Source organism: Cryobacterium inferilacus (assembly GCF_019599185.1).
In the GTDB taxonomy this organism is placed as follows: Bacteria; Actinomycetota; Actinomycetes; order Actinomycetales; family Microbacteriaceae; genus Cryobacterium; species Cryobacterium inferilacus.
Map to the genome: position 1 here is coordinate 1 of NZ_JAIEUL010000017.1, position 15,824 is coordinate 15,824.

Sequence of the window (15,824 nt, forward strand, 5' to 3'; positions counted from 1 at the left end):
CCGTTGTCTTCTTGATCGAGTTCCCGAGCGAAGGCGCGGGCTTTTTTTTCGAACTCCACGTCTCGCTTCAACATCGCTGCCTCACGCTCAAGGTCCCGAATCCGTCGCTGCGCGGCACCGGTCATCTCGCCGGCCGGATCGATCTCCTCCAGCCGGGCCGCGTTCACCCAACCCCACAACGTGGTCCGATCAATTCCGAGCTCGACGGCGACCCGGTTGACCGACCCGCCGGGCTCTTTCACCCGACGGATCGCATCCGCCCTTATCTCAGGGGTAAACCGCCCGTACTTTCGATGTGCCATAACAACAATCCAATCAAATCTCATATGGACTGTCCGGAAACACCGGGTCACCGCAGCCTGTTCTGGGCTCGTTTCCGAAAAACAGCAGGAGTTATGCCTTCGAACGGGGCGGGAGTCGATCCGGGGGCAGGAGTGGGATGAGTCCCGCCTGCGCTGAGCCCCGTCCGCAGCCCCGGCTAGGCTCGGATGCAGCACCTCGACCCTGGAGAGCCCGTGGCCCACTCGTATCCGTTGTATGTGAACGTGCTGGCGCAGTGTTTCTGCTGCCGGTCACTGCAGCCGTTCCACTTCAGTTCGGCGACCGACCAGGTGGTCTGCGCGCACTGCCTGCGGCACCTCGGGCCAGAGAAGGCCGAGCAGCGCGACACCGATCACGTGACGCTCTGGTTGGGGCAGTTCGCCGCGCAGCAGCAGACCCTGCAGGAGCTGGAGGCCACCACCACCGCGACGATCAGTGAGCGGGACTCCGAGATCGCCGCGCTCACGGCCCAGGTCGCCGACCTTACCGGCATCGTGGCCGGCCGGTTCGACCGCGGCCCCGACGCCGCCCTGCGCGGTCTGCTCGAGACCGAGGTGCTCAAGCGTGCCGAGCGCAAGGCCGAGCTGGGCCAACGCCGCACGGATGCCGCCATGACGGCGCTCTGGGAGATCGACCGGCTGCACCGGGTGGCGCCCGAGGATCCGCAGCACTGCGGATGCGGCAAGTCGGCCGCCAAGTGCCCAGAGGCCAGGGCACTGAATTCGGTGCGTCAGGCGCTGGGCGACTGGGAGGCGAGAAACCTCAAGCTGCACGCCGCAGGCCAGCGGCACGCGCTGCCGGCCGGGCATCCCGCGCTGGCCTGACCGCCCTGATCAGCCGGCCCCGCGCATCCGCTGCGCGCACCCGCGCCCGTTGGGGACAGCCGGGACCAGCTTGGGAACAGTGGGGAGCGGACGGTGCGCGGAGAGCTAGACCGGCGGGCGGCCCACAGAGGACTGGCCGGGCGCCGGGGCGCCCAGGGTGGAGGAGCCGGGGCTGGGCGTCAGGCCCAGACGGCGCACGATCTCGGCGGCCTCTTCGGCGGGCTTCCTGCCCGCGTCGATGGTGACCGCGTTCTCGTCTGGCTCGGGTGGCTCCAGCGCCTCCACCTGCGAGTCGAGCAGCGAGGTGGGCATGTAGTGGTCGTGCCGGGTAGCCAGACGGCGTCCGATCAGGTCTTTTGATCCGGTGAGGTGCACGAAGACGACGTTGTGCTCGCGTAGCACGTCGCGGTAGCGACGCTTGAGCGCCGAGCAGGTGATGATGCCGGGCACCCCGGCCATGGTGTGCTCGATGATCCACGACGAGATCGTGTCGAGCCAGGGCGCGCGGTCCTCGTCGGTGAGCGGCTCACCGGCGCTCATCTTGTCGATGTTCTCCTGCGGGTGCAGGTCGTCGCCCTCTTCGAGGTCCCAGCCGAGTTGCCCGGCCAGGATGCCCGCCACGGTGGACTTGCCGGAGCCGGAGATTCCCATCACCACGAGCACGGGCTGCTGATTCTCAAACATGGCCGGCCATCGCCTCAATCGCGGGGGTGACATTCATCTCGACATCCGTTCCGAGCCCGCGTCCCTGCGACCTCATCGTCATTGTGTTGAACACGTGCACCCGTCGCGGTGCCGGATGCGGCATAGTGAGGGAAGGCGTACGTAATCTGATTAATCTGATTAATTGGAAGTGTGTCACAACCACGATGATCCGGTCAAGGTCTTCGGGGTACGACCTGCGATGACGCAGGCCGGGACGAATCGACGCGACGAGTTCGCGCCGGGTGAGTGAGGTGTGACGGATGGCCGCAGCGGGCGAGGAAACACGGCGTGACCGGGGGCTGCACGCCCTGGTGGTGAACACCCTGGGGCAGGAGGTGGTCGACGGCAGTTACGCGCCCGGCGACATCCTCAACCTGGACCGGCTCAGCGAGAGGTTCGCCGTGTCCCGGTCGGTGCTGCGTGAGGCCCTGCGGGTGCTGCAGTCGGTCGGGATGGTGGAACCTCGCCAGCGGGTGGGCACCCAGGTGCTCTCCCGGCAGCACTGGGAGCTGCTCAACCCCCTCGTGATCGAGTGGCGGGGCCGGGGGGACTACTTCGCCCAGATGCGCGAGATGCTGCAGCTGCGCCTGGGCATCGAGCCCGTGGCCGCCCGGCTGAGCGCCCAGGTGATGACGCCGGCAGAGCGCCAGGAGCTCGCCGGGGTGGCCGCCGTGATGGTGGCTGCGGACCACGACAACGAGGGTCGGCGCTACCTCGAGGCGGATGTCGAGTTCCACACCCTGGTGCTGCGGGGTTCCGGCAACACGGTGATGGCGCACTTCGCCCACACCGTGGCGGCACTGCTGCGCACCCGGGAGCAGGAGAAGCGGTACACGGTGACCGACTACACCCCGGCATCCGCGCACCGGCACAGTGCCCTGGCCGCCGCCATCGTCGCGGGCGATGCGGATGCCGCCTACTCGGCCGCGTACGCCACCCTCGAGGCCACCCTCGTCGAGTTCGGCCGCGAGGCCGGCGATACCCCGGGCTGACCCCGGGCGCCCTGGCGTTTCAGAGCCGGGCGAGCCGCTCGATGTCTTCGAGAAACTCCGCCGCGACCTGCGCCGACACGGTGGTGCGGGTGCCACGGATGCCGGCCAGATAGTCCGCGGTAGCGGGCCCGCCCGGCGCGTGTTCGTCGGCCCCGGCGGAGAGGGCGTTCTCGAGGGCCTGCTGTGAGGCGCGTCTGGCGGCGTACTCGATGTCGGCGGGGGAGAAGCCGTCGCTGGCGGCCACGAGCGCCGCGAGGTCGACGGTTCCGGCGACCGCTGCCGGGATGTACCGCTCCCAGATGGCCTGCCGGGCCGCGGCATCCGGCAACCCGATCGGCACGACGTAGTCGAACCGGCCGTGCCGCAGGAACGCCGAGTCGAGGGTGCGGATGAAGTTGGTGGCGCAGACGAGCAGCCGCCCCGGCCGCTCGCGGAAGGCCGGGATGAGCTTGAGCAGCTCATTGGTGACCCCCTGCAGCGGCGAGGGCGGTTCACCGCCGCGCTGGGCGGCGATCTCCTCGACCTCGTCGATGAACACCACCACGTGGTCGAGATCGTCGATGCGTTGGAAGGTCGACCGCAGCGCCCCGGCCAGGCCCTGCGGGTCGCTGGCCAGCCGGGACGGGAAGACCTCGACGAACGGCCAGTCCAGCCGGGAGGCGATGGCCTTGGCGAAGGTGGTCTTGCCGGTGCCGGGCGGGCCGAAGAGCACCACGGCCCGAGGCGGCACGACACCGTACTGCTCGGCCATCTCCGGGCGGGCCAGGGGCATCACCAGGCGCCGTTCGAGCAGTTCCTTCTCGTGCACCATGCCGCCCACACTCGCCCACAGGTCTCGCGGCAGGATGCGCCCACCCAGGTCGGCCAGGGCCCGGATCTCCTCGCCCTGCACCGGGATGCGGCGCTCGAAGTAGCTGAGGTGGTTCTTGATCTCGAAGCCGCGGTTGAGAAACGCGTCCACCCGGGTGGCGGTCTCCGGCATCAGCGCGGACAGCTTGGTCAGGCCGTGCGGCGCCATCCGTCGCTCGAGGGCGGCGAGCAGGGCCGAGCCGATGCCCCGGCTCTGCCACGGCCCGGTCGTGGCCAGGAACACGATCCAGCCCTGCGCATGCGCGGCCCGGCCGACCGCGGCGCCGACCACCTCGTCGCCGTGCACGGCCACCACCGCGTCGTCCTTCTGACAGGAGGCCAGCACCTCGGAGAGCCCGTAGACCGGGTCGGTGCTGGTCGCGGCGATCTCCTCCCACAGGCGCAGGATGCCGTCCAGGTCGTCGGTGTGAAAGTCACGGATGCGCCACTTCGTCATCGGCCTCTCCCTCGGTCGTGAGGTCACTATGCCACCCTCCGGCCCAGCCGGAGGGTCAGCGCAGGTTGTCGACCGAGACCAGCCCGTCGTGGCGGCGGCCGTCGAAGATGATCGTGGGGATCTTCAGGGTGTGGATGTCGTCTTCGACGAGGGACTTGTTGGCGGCGATGATGTCGGTCACGGAGTCAGAGGCGGCCTCGGTCACGACCGCGTCGACCTCGGCGGCGGTGAGGCCGAACTCGTCCAGCCACTCGACCAGGGTCGTGGTGACCTCATCGGCGTCCATCGTGTTGATGGTTTCCTGCCACGGCAGGCCGGCATCCGTCTTCTCGGTGAAGATGCGCTCGAGCACCTGCCAGTCGACCGGGGTCTCTGCGCCAGGCAACGGGTGCAGCCGGAGCGCCTCGAGGTACTGGGTCACCAGCAGGGAGTTGGGGAACTTGTAGCCCTCCGTGCCCGCGATCGGGTAGGCGATGTAGGTGAGGTTGTAGTTGTTCTCGAAGCCGGCCTCCTCGATGTTCGCAAAGAGCGCCTTGCAGAAGGTGCAGCCGGGATCGATGACCTCGACGGCGACGGGGTTGGCGGCGTCCTCGGTGAGGTAGCTGGCGTTGGCGGGCAGGTAGTCCTCTGCGGTCCAGGTCTGGGTGCGGGCCGGGATGGCCGCGAAGGTCTCGCCCAAGCTCGCGAACTCGTTGCCGAACGCGCCGAGCACGTCGAAGGCGGCCAGCGACGCCATGAACCCCGGTGTCTCCTCCGGGATCGAGCAGGCCTCAGCGCCCAGGGTGCAGGATGCCGAGTCCTGCTTGTTGCAGGTGCCGTAGACGTAGAGGTTGACGCCGCTCTTGACCACCGTGTAGCCCGACCAGATGGTGGTGACGATGACGAGCACGGCGAGGATCTCAAGACCAATGCCGGCCGGCTTCACCAGGCCGGGCCGGCGAACCGCTATGGGTGCGAGCAGGTGATCCTTGATGTCCTGCTTGAAGGTGGTGTCGCAGGGCCGGAAGGTGACCCGCCGCACTGTGCAGTTCCAGGCCGTGCCGACGTAGCGCCGGTACCGCGCCGAGAAGGCGGCCATGACGATGAGGACGATGAAAGCCGCGATACAGAACACTTAGGAGAGGCCCTTCATCAGCCGAGCGAGGGCGTGCGTGGCCGAGTCGATGTCTGACTCTGTCGTGTGCAGGCCGAGGGAGAAGCGCAGCAGCGGGGGCAGCCCGAGCTGTTCCTTGAGGTAGTGGTGGGCGCAGAAATAGCCGCTGCGCACCATCACCTGTGAGCGGGAGAGGAACACCGCGAGTCGGTGCGAGTCCTGGGTGGGCGCGTACACGCTGATCACCGGGCTGGCCGCGGTGTTCAGCAGGGTGAGCCCGGGGATGCCGACCAGGCCGGCATGGAGCCGGGTGGACAGGGCGTCGATGTGCTCGGCGGGCGACAACCCGCCGGGGCGGACGCTGCCCAGCCAGTCGATCGCCCGGCCGAGCGCGATGATTTCGCCCCAGGCCTGCAGCCCGGGCTCGAGTAGCGCGCCGGGGTCGCCCCGTACGAGGTCGAAGTCCTCTTCGCGCACGTCCTGCACCATGCCGCCGCCGACGAAGCCGAGTTCCAGCGAGGTGAGCAGCTCGTGCCGCGCCACGACCACGCCGAGGCTCGCGCCGTACATCTTGTGGGCGGAGAAGCAGACCGCATCCGCCTCGGTCTTCTGCAGCAGCGCGCGGCTGTGGCCCATGGCCTGGGCGGCGTCGACGATGACGATGCCGCCGCGGGCGTGGGTGTCGCGCACGAGGTCGGTGAGGTTGCCGAGTTGGCGGCCGTCGATGTTGGAGGTGGCGTTGACGACGACGACGGCTCTCTCCAACTGAGCGGGCTCGTAGAGCAGCGCGCCGTCGACGGCGCGGTCGAGCACCAGCCGTTCCACACCCAGCCGTCTGGCGGCCGTGATGGTGGGCAGGAACACCGAGTTGTGTTCGATGTGGCTGGTGACGACCCGGCCGAAGCGGCCCTGCGGCAACTGCTGCAGAAGCAGGTTGAGACCGTAGGTGGTGTTGAGGGTGAACGAGACGGCGTGGCTCTTAGTCGAGAGACCGAGCAGGTCGAGCACGGCCCGGCGGGTGTCGGCCACGGCGTGGTCGACCTTCTGGCCCCAGGCGTACTTCACCCGGCCGCCGCAGGCGTTGTAGCTGGTGTAGTACTCCGTGACCGCGTCGATCACGCTCTGCGGGCGCAGGCTCTGGCAGGCGGCATCGAGGTAGATCTCGCCCGGCTGCAGGTAACCGAAATCGCCTGTGCGGCCCGTGTCGAGCGGCTCGACGGCGGGTCTGCGAAACAGCGTGCTGCGTTTCATTGATCTCCACTCCCGGCTCAGCTTAGATTCGTCGCTGAGCCGGGAACGGGGACCAAAGTCCCGTTTGACCGGGGAGGATACTCTTTACACAGCTGCCTCTAAGCGTTCGGCGAGGTAGGGCGCTGTGCGGCTGTGCGGATGCGCCGCGACGGTGGCCGGCGTGCCCTCCGCCACAATGCGCCCGCCAGCGCTGCCGCCGGAGGGACCCAGGTCGATGACCCAGTCCGCGGCAGCCACCACGCCCATGTCGTGCTCCACCACCACGACGGTGTTGCCGGCGTCGACGAGCCGGCCCAGCTGGGTCATCAGCAGCGCCACGTCGGCCGGGTGCAGCCCGGTGGTGGGCTCGTCGAGCAGGTACAGGGTGTGCCCGCGGCGGGCGCGCTGCAGCTCGGTGGCCAGCTTGATGCGCTGCGCCTCGCCGCCGGAGAGCTCGGTGGCCGGTTGGCCGAGCCGCAGGTAGCCCAGGCCCACCTCGCGCAGGGTCTCGAGGCTGCGGGAGGCGCTGGGAACGTCGGCGAGGAACTCGGCGGCCACGTTCACGGTGAGGCCGAGCACGTCAGCGACGGACTTGCCGTTGTAGAGCACCGCCAGGGTCTCGGCGTTGTACCGCGAACCCCCGCAGGTGGGGCAGGGCGCGTAACTGCCGGGCAGGAAGAGCAGTTCGACGGCGACGAAGCCCTCGCCCTGGCAGGTGTCGCAGCGGCCACCCGGCACGTTGAAGGAGAACCGGCCGGCGCCGAAACCGGCCGCCTTGGCCGCATCCGTGGCCGCGAAGGTGGAGCGCACGGCGTCGAACAGGCCGGTGTAGGTGGCGAGGTTGGAACGCGGGGTGCGGCCGATCGGCTTCTGGTCCACTCGCACCAGGCGGTCGATGGCGCCGGCGCCGGTGATCGACTCAACCACCGTCGTGGCCCGGTCGGCGCCGGCCTCGTCCTCGTCGCTGCCCGACTCATCCGCGTTGTCGTCTGCGGTGCTGCCCGCGGGCGCGGCGTCGACCGAGCCCTGGCGCAGCTCCCGGCCCACGGCATCCGCCAGGACCTTGCTCACCAGGGTGGACTTGCCGGACCCCGAGACGCCGGTGACCGCGGTGAAGACGCCGAGCGGAACCCGCACGTCGAGGTCGACCAGGTTGTGCCGGGTGACGCCTGCCAGGGCGAGCCAGGCGCCGGGCTCGCGGCGCACGCGCACCGCAGCGCCGGTCGTACCCGGGAACAGGTAGTCACGGGTGACGGAGGCGTCGATCTCGGCCAGGCCGGCCACCGGGCCGCTGTAGAGCACCTCGCCGCCGCCGTCGCCGGCCTTCGGGCCCACGTCGACGAGCCAGTCGGCGCGGCGCACGACGTCCATGTTGTGTTCGACTACGAAGACCGAGTTGCCGGATGTCTTGAGCTGTTCGAGCACCACCAGCAACGGTTCGGCGTCGGCGGGGTGCAGGCCGGCGGAGGGTTCGTCGAGCACGTAGATGACGCCGAACAGGCCGCTGCGCAGCTGGGTGGCGATGCGCAGGCGCTGCATCTCGCCGGGGGAGAGGGTGGGGGTGGCGCGGTTCAGGCTGAGGTAGCCCAGGCCGAGGTCGATGAGGACCTCGAGGCGCCGCACCAGGTCGCCGGCGACGGTGACGGCCACCTCGGTGACCTCGCCGGACTGCGCCGAGCGGTGCGAGCCGGTGGCGCCGGTGAGTTCGGCGGTGGGCCGCAGCACCTCGGCGAGTTCGCTGAGGGTGAGGGCGTTGAGTTCGTTGATCGGGCGCCCGGCGAACAGCACGGCGAGGGCGTCCTTCTTCAGGCCGCTGCCGCCGCAGAGCGGGCAGGGACCGGTCTCCACGAACGCGAGCACCTTCTGCCGCATCTGCGCGCTCTTCGAATCGTGCAGGGTGTGCATGACGAAGCTCTTGGCGCTCCAGAACCGGCCCTTGTAGGGCTTGGCCACCCGGTCCCGTTGCGGGGTGACCTCCACGACCGGCTGCTCCTCGGTATAGAGGAGCCAGTCGCGCGACTCGCGGGGGAGGGAGGACCAGGGCGCGTCGATGTCGTAGCCGAGACCGGCCGTGACGTCGCGCAGGTTCTTGCCCTGCCAGGCGCCGGGCCAGGCCGCGATGGCGCCGTCGCGGATGCTCAGGCTGGGGTCGGGCACCAGCAACGCTTCGGTGACGGTGTGCGCGATGCCCAGGCCGTGGCACTGGGGGCAGGCGCCGGTGGCGGTGTTGGGGGAGAAGGCGTCGGAGTCCAGGCGCAGGTCTGACCCGGCCGGGTAGGTGCCGGCGCGGGAGTAGAGCATCCGCATCGAGTTGGAGAGGGTGGTGACCGTGCCCACGCTGGACCGGGAGCTGGGCGAACCACGGCGCTGCTGCAGGGCGACGGCCGGCGGCAGGCCGGTGATGAGGTCGACGTGCGGGGTGTGGCCCTGCTGGATGAGCCGGCGGGCGTAGGGCGCCACGGACTCGAAGAACCGGCGCTGCGCCTCGGCGAAGATGGTACCGAACGCGAGCGAGGACTTGCCCGATCCGGACACCCCGGTGAACGCCACAATCGCGTCGCGCGGGATGTCGACGTCCACGTCACGAAGGTTGTTTTCCCTCGCGCCGCGCACACGGACGAAGCCGTCCGCGCCGGGGTGGGCGTCGAGTTCGGCGGGAAGGGCCGGAGAATTCAGTGCCGGAGAGATCTGTGCAGTGTGAGGCATTCGAACGACTATAGTTCGGCCCACTGACATTCCGGCCTCACTGGGCGCGTATCGTGGAGAGGTTGACCCAGAAAGGCCCCTCTTACGATGCGTCGCACCATGTTCAAGTCCAAGATCCACCGCGCCACCGTGACGCACTCCGCCCTGCACTACGTGGGCTCGCTGACCGTCGACCTCGACCTGCTCGACGCCGCGGACCTGCTGCCGGGCGAACTGGTGAGCATCGTGAACGTGAACAACGGTGCCCGCTTCGAGACCTACCTGATCGCGGGTGAGCGCGGCAGCGGCGTGATCGGCGTGAACGGCGCGGCCGCACGGATGGCGCACCAGGGCGATCTGGTCATCATCATCTCCTACGCCCAGATGAGCACGAAGAAGGCCAAGGTGTATGTTCCCGCCGTCGTGCACGTGGATGCGAACAACGCCATCATCTCGGTGGGCGCCGACCCCGCCGCTGTCGACGGGGATGACGACCTGGAACGCCCGCCCTTCGCGGTCTGACCGACGGGCTCAGGATGCCCAGATCACGCCCTGGAGAATCAGCAAAAAAGTTCTCCACAGGTGTGATTTTCCCAACACACGACTTCGATACTGAGCTATTCTCACTACATGCCCAGCATCGCAGCTGTATCCGCCCCCGACACCCCGCAAAAGGCTCTGCTGCCTGCGGATTCGGTGCCTGCGGATTCGGTGCTTGCGGATTCGGTGCTTGCGGAGTCGTTGGCCGCAGCGGTTGAGGCGGTCGAGATGCTCGGGGCGTCCAGTGCCGACTACGACGCGCTGACGGATGCGGAGTTGATCGCGGGCCAGAAGAAGCTGGCGACTTTGCGTGGTCTGGTCGAGACCCGGGCGGTGTGGCTGGCGAAGACCCTCACCCACCGGTCCCGCCGCGAGTTGGGTCAGCAGGGCTTGGCCGCGAAGCAAGGGTTCCTCTCCCCGGCGGAGCTGATCCAAGACCTCACCGGCTGCACCAAGGCCGACGCCCGCAAATTGATGGATGTGGGCACGATGCTCGACGACACCGAGACCGCCGAGGCCGAGCAGGCTGTGCAGGCCGAGGCGGACGATTCCGATGAACCTGCCTGTTCGGAGCCGACTGGGTTGCCTTGGTACAGCCCGATCTCGGCCGCGGTCGCCACCGGATCTCTCTCGGTGGCCGCCGCGCACGCGATCCGCGCCGGGCTCGGCGCGATCGACACCGTCGTCACCGCCGAAGTCCTCCGCACCGCCGTTCTCGATCTCCTGGCCGAGGCGAAGACGATGACCGTCGACGCGCTCCTCAAACGCTCCCGACGGGCGCGCGACACCCTCGACGCCGCCGGCATCGCCACCCGGGAACAGAAAGCCTGGGACGACCGGTACCTCCGGGTATGGACCAGCGACTCCGGTCAGGTGCACCTCAACGGCCAGTTCCCGCCCGAGCAGGGCGCGTTCCTGCTCTCCGTCTACGACAGCGCCACCGGCCCCCGCCGCGGCGGGGTGCGGTTCGTCGACCCTGAGCGGGCCGCCTGGGCCAAAGCCGTGCAGGACGACCCGCGCAGCACCGACCAGCTCACCGCAGACACCTTCATCGAGCTGATCAAGGCCGGCAGCACCGTCAACCCGGACCGGATGCTCGGCGGACGCACCCCCGCCGTCCGCGTCCTCACCACAGCCACGGCACCGACTCCGGGTCGACCCACCGACGCACCCGCACCCGCACCTACACCGGCACTGACTTCGGCCCGACCCGCCGACGCACCCGTCCCGGCATCGGAACCGGCCCACGGCACCGCCGCACCGGCACCGGAAGCGGTGCCGGAACCACCGCCGGAAATCGACCCGACCGCGGTGCTCGTCGCTATTCCCGACGGCACCGGACACGGCTTCATCGAAGGCCACACCGACCCCGTTTCGCAGGAAACCATCGACCGGCTGTGTTGCACCAGCGGCACCCTGCAGATCGACTTCGACAACGACGGCCAACCGCTCAACCTCGGCCGGGAACAACGCGTCTTCACCGCCGGCCAACGCATTGCCCTCGCCGCCCGCGACGGCGGCTGCATCTGGGGCGACTGTGACCGACCACCCTCCCGCACCGAAGCCCACCACCTCGAAGAATGGGTGCGCGACCACGGCACCACCGACATCGCCCTCGGCATCCTGCTCTGCCCACCACACCACCGGCTACTGCACAGTCAGGGCTGGCAGATCTTCGAAAACCAAGGCATCTACTGGCTCAGACCACCCGCCAGCGTCGACCCCGGCCAAACCCTGATCCGGATGCGCAGCAAGAGCGCCGCCGCAGCCGACCGGCACCAACACCGGGACGACGACCGGCACTGAGCAGGCGACCGGCACCGAGCGGGCGACCGGCACTGAGTAGGTGCGGGGCCTCGAGTGGGTTAGTGACTGCCGTCGACGAGCTTGAGGCCGATGACGCAGCCGATCAGGCCCAGGATGAGCAGGATCTTGATCACGGACGCCGGCTCGCCGCCGAAGATCATGGCATACAGAACGGTCAGGGCCGCTCCGATGCCCACCCAGACCGCGTAGGCGGTTCCGATCGGGATGGTGCGCATGGCGAACGCCAGGCCGGCCATGCTCAGCACGAGGCCGACTCCGAAGATCACGGTGGGCCAGAGCTTGGTGAAGCCTTCCGACTTGCCCAGCGCCGTCGCCCAGACGGCTTCCAGAACACCCGACACGATCAACACGATCCACGACATGACATCACTCCTGTGGCCAGTCTTGTCGCGTGCCGGGTACTGAACCGTCGTCCGGAACCGCTGTTGCGCGGCCTGTACCAAGGTTAGCCGCCCACCCTGTGCAGAAGCTAGGCAGACGTGAGCGCCGCATCCGCCCCCGGCAACGACACAGCCCCGCCACCCGGACCGACTCGATACCCGTGGGTGTCGTGACGGCACCGGCCGGCGGGGCTGGGCTGGGCTCGACGGTTAGGCGGCGGAGATGATGTCGACGACGAACACGAGGGTGTCCGTGTCGGTGATGCCGGCCGTCTCGTTGCCGCCCTCGTAGCCCAGCGGGCCCGGCGGAATGACGATGATGACCTGCGAGCCGACGGTCTGTCCGACCAGGCCCTGGGTGAATCCGGTGATCAGGCCGGAGACCGGGAAGGTGGCCGGTCCGGATCCCCAACTCTGGTCGAACACCTCGCCGGTGCTCCAGATGGAGCCGCTGTACTGCACGGTCACCGTGGACGCGTCGGTGATGGCCGCGCCGTCGCCCTTCTTGAGCACGGCGACACCGAGATCGGCGGGCGGGTCGGTGTCCGGCATTGTCACGGTGGGCTCACCGTCATCGGCCAGCTCGACCGTGGGGAAGCCCTCCGTGGGCTCCTGCTCCTCGCCGGTGGCGCGGGTGGCGAGCTTGTCCTTGATGTCGATGACGAAGAGCAACTGGTCGGTGGCGGCCACACCGAGGTCGGTGCTGCCGGCCTCGCCGAAGCCGTCGTCCGGCGTGATGACCACGGCCACGCGGTCGCCCACGTTGGAGCAGGCCGCGCCCTTGAGGATGCCGGCGATCGCGCTCTGGTTGCCGACCACGTTGACCGTGAGGCCGGCGTCGTCGCCGAAGCCGCCGGCGGTGAGCTTGGCACCCGTCGTGGCGTTGTAGGCGGCGTAGGCGATGGAGACGGTGTCTCCCTCGTCCACGGCGTCGCCGTCGCCCTCGGTCACCACGGTGCGCTCGGTCTGCTCTGCGGCCAGCGGGGACTCGAAGGTCACGGTCGGTTCGGCGCCGGCGTCACCGGTGACCTCCACGGCGTCCGACGTGGTCCCAGGGTCGGTGCAGCCGATCGCGGCGGTGGTCGCCGAGGGCGTTGCCTCGGTGTCCGGCGATGCGGCGCATCCGGTGAGAGCGATGGCGGCAACAGCCGTCAGGGTGAGAAAAGTAGGAACAGTGCGCACGCAGAAGTCTCCAGTCAGATTTGGGCCGCATACAGTCTGACCCCTTCACCTATGTATGTGCTGAATCTGCTGAATCGCCGTGCGGATGCAGGGGGACCTTCGTCCCTGTCGGGGCTGGAGGGAGGTTTCTAGACTGGATTCACGGCACCAAGAATTTCTCGGGCCGAGCTGGTCGATGGTGACCGAACCCACCGACAGTGGCGCCACGCACATCTCGGCAACTAGTTCAGTCTGATTGACGCCCTGCCACACGCAGCCGACCGCCGCTCGGCTGGGTGAAAGTACGTCGATAGAAAGAGCATCTCGTGTCTGACCCGAAGTCCACCGCCGCAAACGCCGTCACCATGGTGCGCTGGGAAAGCCTCAAGCGCGAGTACTTCTGGCGCACCCACCAGAAGGCCCCCACCGCCGCCCCGGCCTCCACGGTCGCCGACCCCAACGCGGAGTAGCCGACTCCCGGCGCCTGCCGGAAGGTTCGGTGCACCGCGTCGACGGTGGACGACGGGACCTTGTTCCTAGATGTTCGCTCCGATAGAGCGATATGATGAATTTATGGAACCGCTGAATCAGGACCCGATCGACAACTTCACGGATGCGAGTCGTCCGCTGTACGAGGTGAAGGCCAACCTGTTCAAGGGGATGGCGCATCCGGTGCGGGTGCGGGTGCTCGAGGTGCTGGCACACGCCGACACCGACCTGTCGGTCTCGGACCTGCTCAGAGACACCGGCCTGGAGGCCTCACACCTCTCCCAGCACCTCTCGGTGCTGCGCCGGCACAACCTCGTGGTGGCCGAACGCCGCGGCAGCCTGGTCTTCTACAGCCTGGCCTACCCGCAGGTGGCCGATCTCCTGGCGGTGGCACGGCAGTTGCTGGTGGAGATCCTGGAGACCACCCAGCAGCGCCTGATCAGCACGGTGGGCCTGCCCGGTCTCGCCCCAGCGGATGCCACGACCAGCGGCACTTCGGCCACCGCAGCGGGGTCCCGATGAGTGTCATCGGCACCGCGGCCGGCAAGTCCGGTCGCTACCTGCGCGCGCTGCTGCCCAGCTGGCAGGACTACCGCGACGTGAAGCGCACCTGGCGCGGTGACATCGTCGCCGGCCTCACCGTGGGCATCATCGCACTGCCGCTCGCCCTGGCCTTCGGCGTCAGTTCGGGCGCCGGCGCGGAAAGCGGACTCATCACCGCCATCGTCGCCGGTGTCGTCGCGGCCGTGTTCGGTGGCTCCAACATCCAGGTCTCCGGGCCCACCGGCGCCATGGTCGTCGTGCTCGGCCCGGTGGTGGCCGCCCACGGCCTCGGGGTCGTCGCGGTGCTCAGCCTCATGGCCGGGCTCATCGTGGTCGCCGCCGGCGCGCTCAAGCTCGGCCGCGCGGTCACGTTCATCCCCTGGCCGGTGATCGAGGGATTCACCCTCGGGATCGCCGTCATCATCTTCCTGCAGCAGGTGCCCGCCGCGATCGGGTCGGCCGCGGGGCCGAGCAGCAACGCCTTCGTGGCCGCCGTGCAGTCTTTTGCGACGATCGACTGGTCCACCGTGATCATCCCGGTGGCGATGGTGCTCGTCGTGGCAGCGATCATGCTGGTGGCCCCCAAGGTGCACCGGAAACTACCCGGCTCGATCGTGGCCATCGTCGTCGTGACCGTGATCGCCAACCTGTTCAACCTGCCGCTGGCCCGCATCGGCGAACTGCCCAGCTCCCTGCCGACGCCGATGCTGCCGCAGATCGACGCCGGTCTGCTCGGCTCCCTCGTCGGGCCCGCGCTCACCATCGCGGCGCTCGCCGCGATCGAGTCGCTGCTCTCGGCCCGTGTGGCCGTCACCCTCTCCGACACCGGCCCCTACGACGCCGACCGGGAGCTGGTGGGCCAGGGTCTGGCCTCGGTGGCCTCCGGCTTCTTCGGCGGCATGCCGGCCACCGGCGCGATCGCCCGCACGGCCGTGAACATCCGCTCGGGCGGCCGCACCCGGCTGGCCGCCATCGTGCACTCGATCGTGCTGATCGGAGTGGTCTACCTCGCCACCGGCGTGGTCTCGCAGATCCCCCTGGCCGCGTTGTCCGGCGTGCTCATGATGACCGCGGCCCGCATGATCTCGGTTGCCACGGTGCGCAGCATCATCGGCTCCACCGGCAGCGACACGACGGTGTTCATCATCACGGCGCTCGTCACGGTGTCGGTCGACCTGATCGTGGCCGTCGGCATCGGCATCCTGGTCGCCGCGTTCTTCGCCCTGCGCGCCGTGTCGGCCTCCAGCGGGGTGCACCGCGAGGAGCTGCCGGGCACCCCGGCGCCCGGCGACGAGCGCATCGCCCTGTTCCGGCTGGACGGCGCCCTGTTCTTCGGTGCGGCCGAGCGGATGCTGGAGCGGGTCAACCAGACCAGCCACATCACCGTCGTGATCATCCGCATGTCCCAGCTGCAGATCCTCGACGCCACCGGCGCCCGGGTGATCACCGAGATGATCCAGGCCCTCGAGCGCCGCGGCATCACGGTGCTCATCAAGGGCATCCAGCCGCGGCACCTCAAGCTCGTCACCCGGGTGGGCGTGATCACGTCGCTGCGCCACCGCAACCACCTCTTCACCGACCTCGACGCGGCGATCGAACACGCCCGCAGCCACGTCACCCGGGCCGCGACGGCCGGTGGCGGCACGGATGCCGGCGACTTCGGCTGGACCAGCGCCATCCGGTTGCCCACGGACTAGCCGGGCGGCGCCGGGTACGTGCTCCTGGGGG

The 15,824-nt window shown here is 69.0% G+C and carries 15 protein-coding genes and 1 riboswitch; of the genes, 7 read left to right on the forward strand and 8 right to left on the reverse strand.

Translation table 11 applies throughout. The features are described 5' to 3' along the window. Positions 1-302: transposase (locus K2F54_RS14340; RefSeq protein WP_220606534.1), on the reverse strand; the 302-nt coding region annotated here is incomplete at its 3' end. Between the two features lie 213 nt (positions 303-515). Between K2F54_RS14340 and K2F54_RS14345 the strand changes: the two genes are divergently transcribed. Beyond that, on the forward strand, positions 516-1,145 hold the full coding sequence (locus K2F54_RS14345) for a hypothetical protein (RefSeq protein WP_220606535.1): 630 nt from the start codon (positions 516-518) through the stop codon (positions 1,143-1,145). A gap of 105 nt (positions 1,146-1,250) precedes the next feature. Here the strand turns inward: K2F54_RS14345 and K2F54_RS14350 are convergent, their stop codons facing one another. Further along, entirely contained in the window at positions 1,251-1,829 is a 579-nt protein-coding gene (locus tag K2F54_RS14350) for a gluconokinase (protein WP_220606536.1), read from the reverse strand. Between the two features lie 281 nt (positions 1,830-2,110). Between K2F54_RS14350 and K2F54_RS14355 the strand changes: the two genes are divergently transcribed. Then, a complete protein-coding gene (locus tag K2F54_RS14355) occupies positions 2,111-2,842 on the forward strand; it encodes a FadR/GntR family transcriptional regulator (RefSeq protein ID WP_220606537.1) in 732 nt (243 codons plus the stop codon). Between the two features lie 19 nt (positions 2,843-2,861). Here K2F54_RS14355 and K2F54_RS14360 read toward each other — a convergent pair whose 3' ends face one another. From K2F54_RS14360 to K2F54_RS14375, 4 genes are all read right to left on the reverse strand, one after another. Further along, positions 2,862-4,148, reverse strand: a complete 1,287-nt coding sequence (locus K2F54_RS14360; RefSeq protein WP_220606538.1) for an ATP-binding protein — start codon at positions 4,146-4,148, stop codon at positions 2,862-2,864. A gap of 55 nt (positions 4,149-4,203) precedes the next feature. Next, a complete protein-coding gene (locus K2F54_RS14365) occupies positions 4,204-5,262 on the reverse strand; it encodes a DsbA family protein (RefSeq protein WP_220606539.1) in 1,059 nt (352 codons plus the stop codon). Continuing rightward, the gene (locus tag K2F54_RS14370; protein WP_220606540.1) at positions 5,263-6,492 is read right to left on the reverse strand and encodes an aminotransferase class V-fold PLP-dependent enzyme; all 1,230 of its coding nucleotides are present in this window, start codon (positions 6,490-6,492) and stop codon (positions 5,263-5,265) included. 84 nt (positions 6,493-6,576) lie between these two features. Beyond that, on the reverse strand, positions 6,577-9,177 hold the full coding sequence (locus K2F54_RS14375) for an excinuclease ABC subunit UvrA (protein ID WP_220606541.1): 2,601 nt from the start codon (positions 9,175-9,177) through the stop codon (positions 6,577-6,579). A gap of 87 nt (positions 9,178-9,264) precedes the next feature. Here K2F54_RS14375 and panD point away from each other — a divergent pair, with 87 nt between their 5' ends. Further along, positions 9,265-9,678 carry an aspartate 1-decarboxylase gene (gene panD, locus K2F54_RS14380; RefSeq protein ID WP_220606542.1) on the forward strand — a complete coding sequence of 138 codons (414 nt, stop codon included), beginning with the start codon at positions 9,265-9,267 and terminating at the stop codon, positions 9,676-9,678. 108 nt (positions 9,679-9,786) lie between these two features. Continuing rightward, entirely contained in the window at positions 9,787-11,502 is a 1,716-nt protein-coding gene (locus K2F54_RS19465; protein ID WP_220606543.1) for an HNH endonuclease signature motif containing protein, read from the forward strand. Between the two features lie 59 nt (positions 11,503-11,561). Here K2F54_RS19465 and K2F54_RS14390 read toward each other — a convergent pair whose 3' ends face one another. Both K2F54_RS14390 and K2F54_RS14395 read right to left on the reverse strand, forming a co-directional pair. Continuing rightward, positions 11,562-11,885: a DMT family transporter gene (locus K2F54_RS14390; protein WP_220606544.1), complete on the reverse strand. Its 324-nt coding sequence runs from the start codon at positions 11,883-11,885 to the stop codon at positions 11,562-11,564. Between the two features lie 11 nt (positions 11,886-11,896). Beyond that, a riboswitch (guanidine-III (ykkC-III) riboswitch) is annotated at positions 11,897-11,961 on the reverse strand. A 152-nt stretch (positions 11,962-12,113) separates the two neighbouring features. Then, positions 12,114-13,085, reverse strand: coding sequence for an FKBP-type peptidyl-prolyl cis-trans isomerase (locus K2F54_RS14395; protein WP_220606545.1), 972 nt, complete (start codon positions 13,083-13,085; stop codon positions 12,114-12,116). Between the two features lie 305 nt (positions 13,086-13,390). On the opposite strand from K2F54_RS14395, the gene K2F54_RS14400 reads away from it, so the two are divergent. The 3 genes from K2F54_RS14400 to K2F54_RS14410 all read left to right on the forward strand — a co-directional run bounded on the left by K2F54_RS14400 (position 13,391) and on the right by K2F54_RS14410 (position 15,793). Then, positions 13,391-13,534: a hypothetical protein gene (locus K2F54_RS14400; protein ID WP_220606546.1), complete on the forward strand. Its 144-nt coding sequence runs from the start codon at positions 13,391-13,393 to the stop codon at positions 13,532-13,534. A gap of 103 nt (positions 13,535-13,637) precedes the next feature. Continuing rightward, positions 13,638-14,075: an ArsR/SmtB family transcription factor gene (locus tag K2F54_RS14405; protein WP_220606547.1), complete on the forward strand. Its 438-nt coding sequence runs from the start codon at positions 13,638-13,640 to the stop codon at positions 14,073-14,075. Further along, positions 14,072-15,793: a SulP family inorganic anion transporter gene (locus tag K2F54_RS14410; RefSeq protein WP_220606548.1), complete on the forward strand. Its 1,722-nt coding sequence runs from the start codon at positions 14,072-14,074 to the stop codon at positions 15,791-15,793. The genes K2F54_RS14405 and K2F54_RS14410 overlap by 4 nt, the downstream gene beginning before the upstream one ends. Positions 15,794-15,824: the final 31 nt, after the last annotated feature.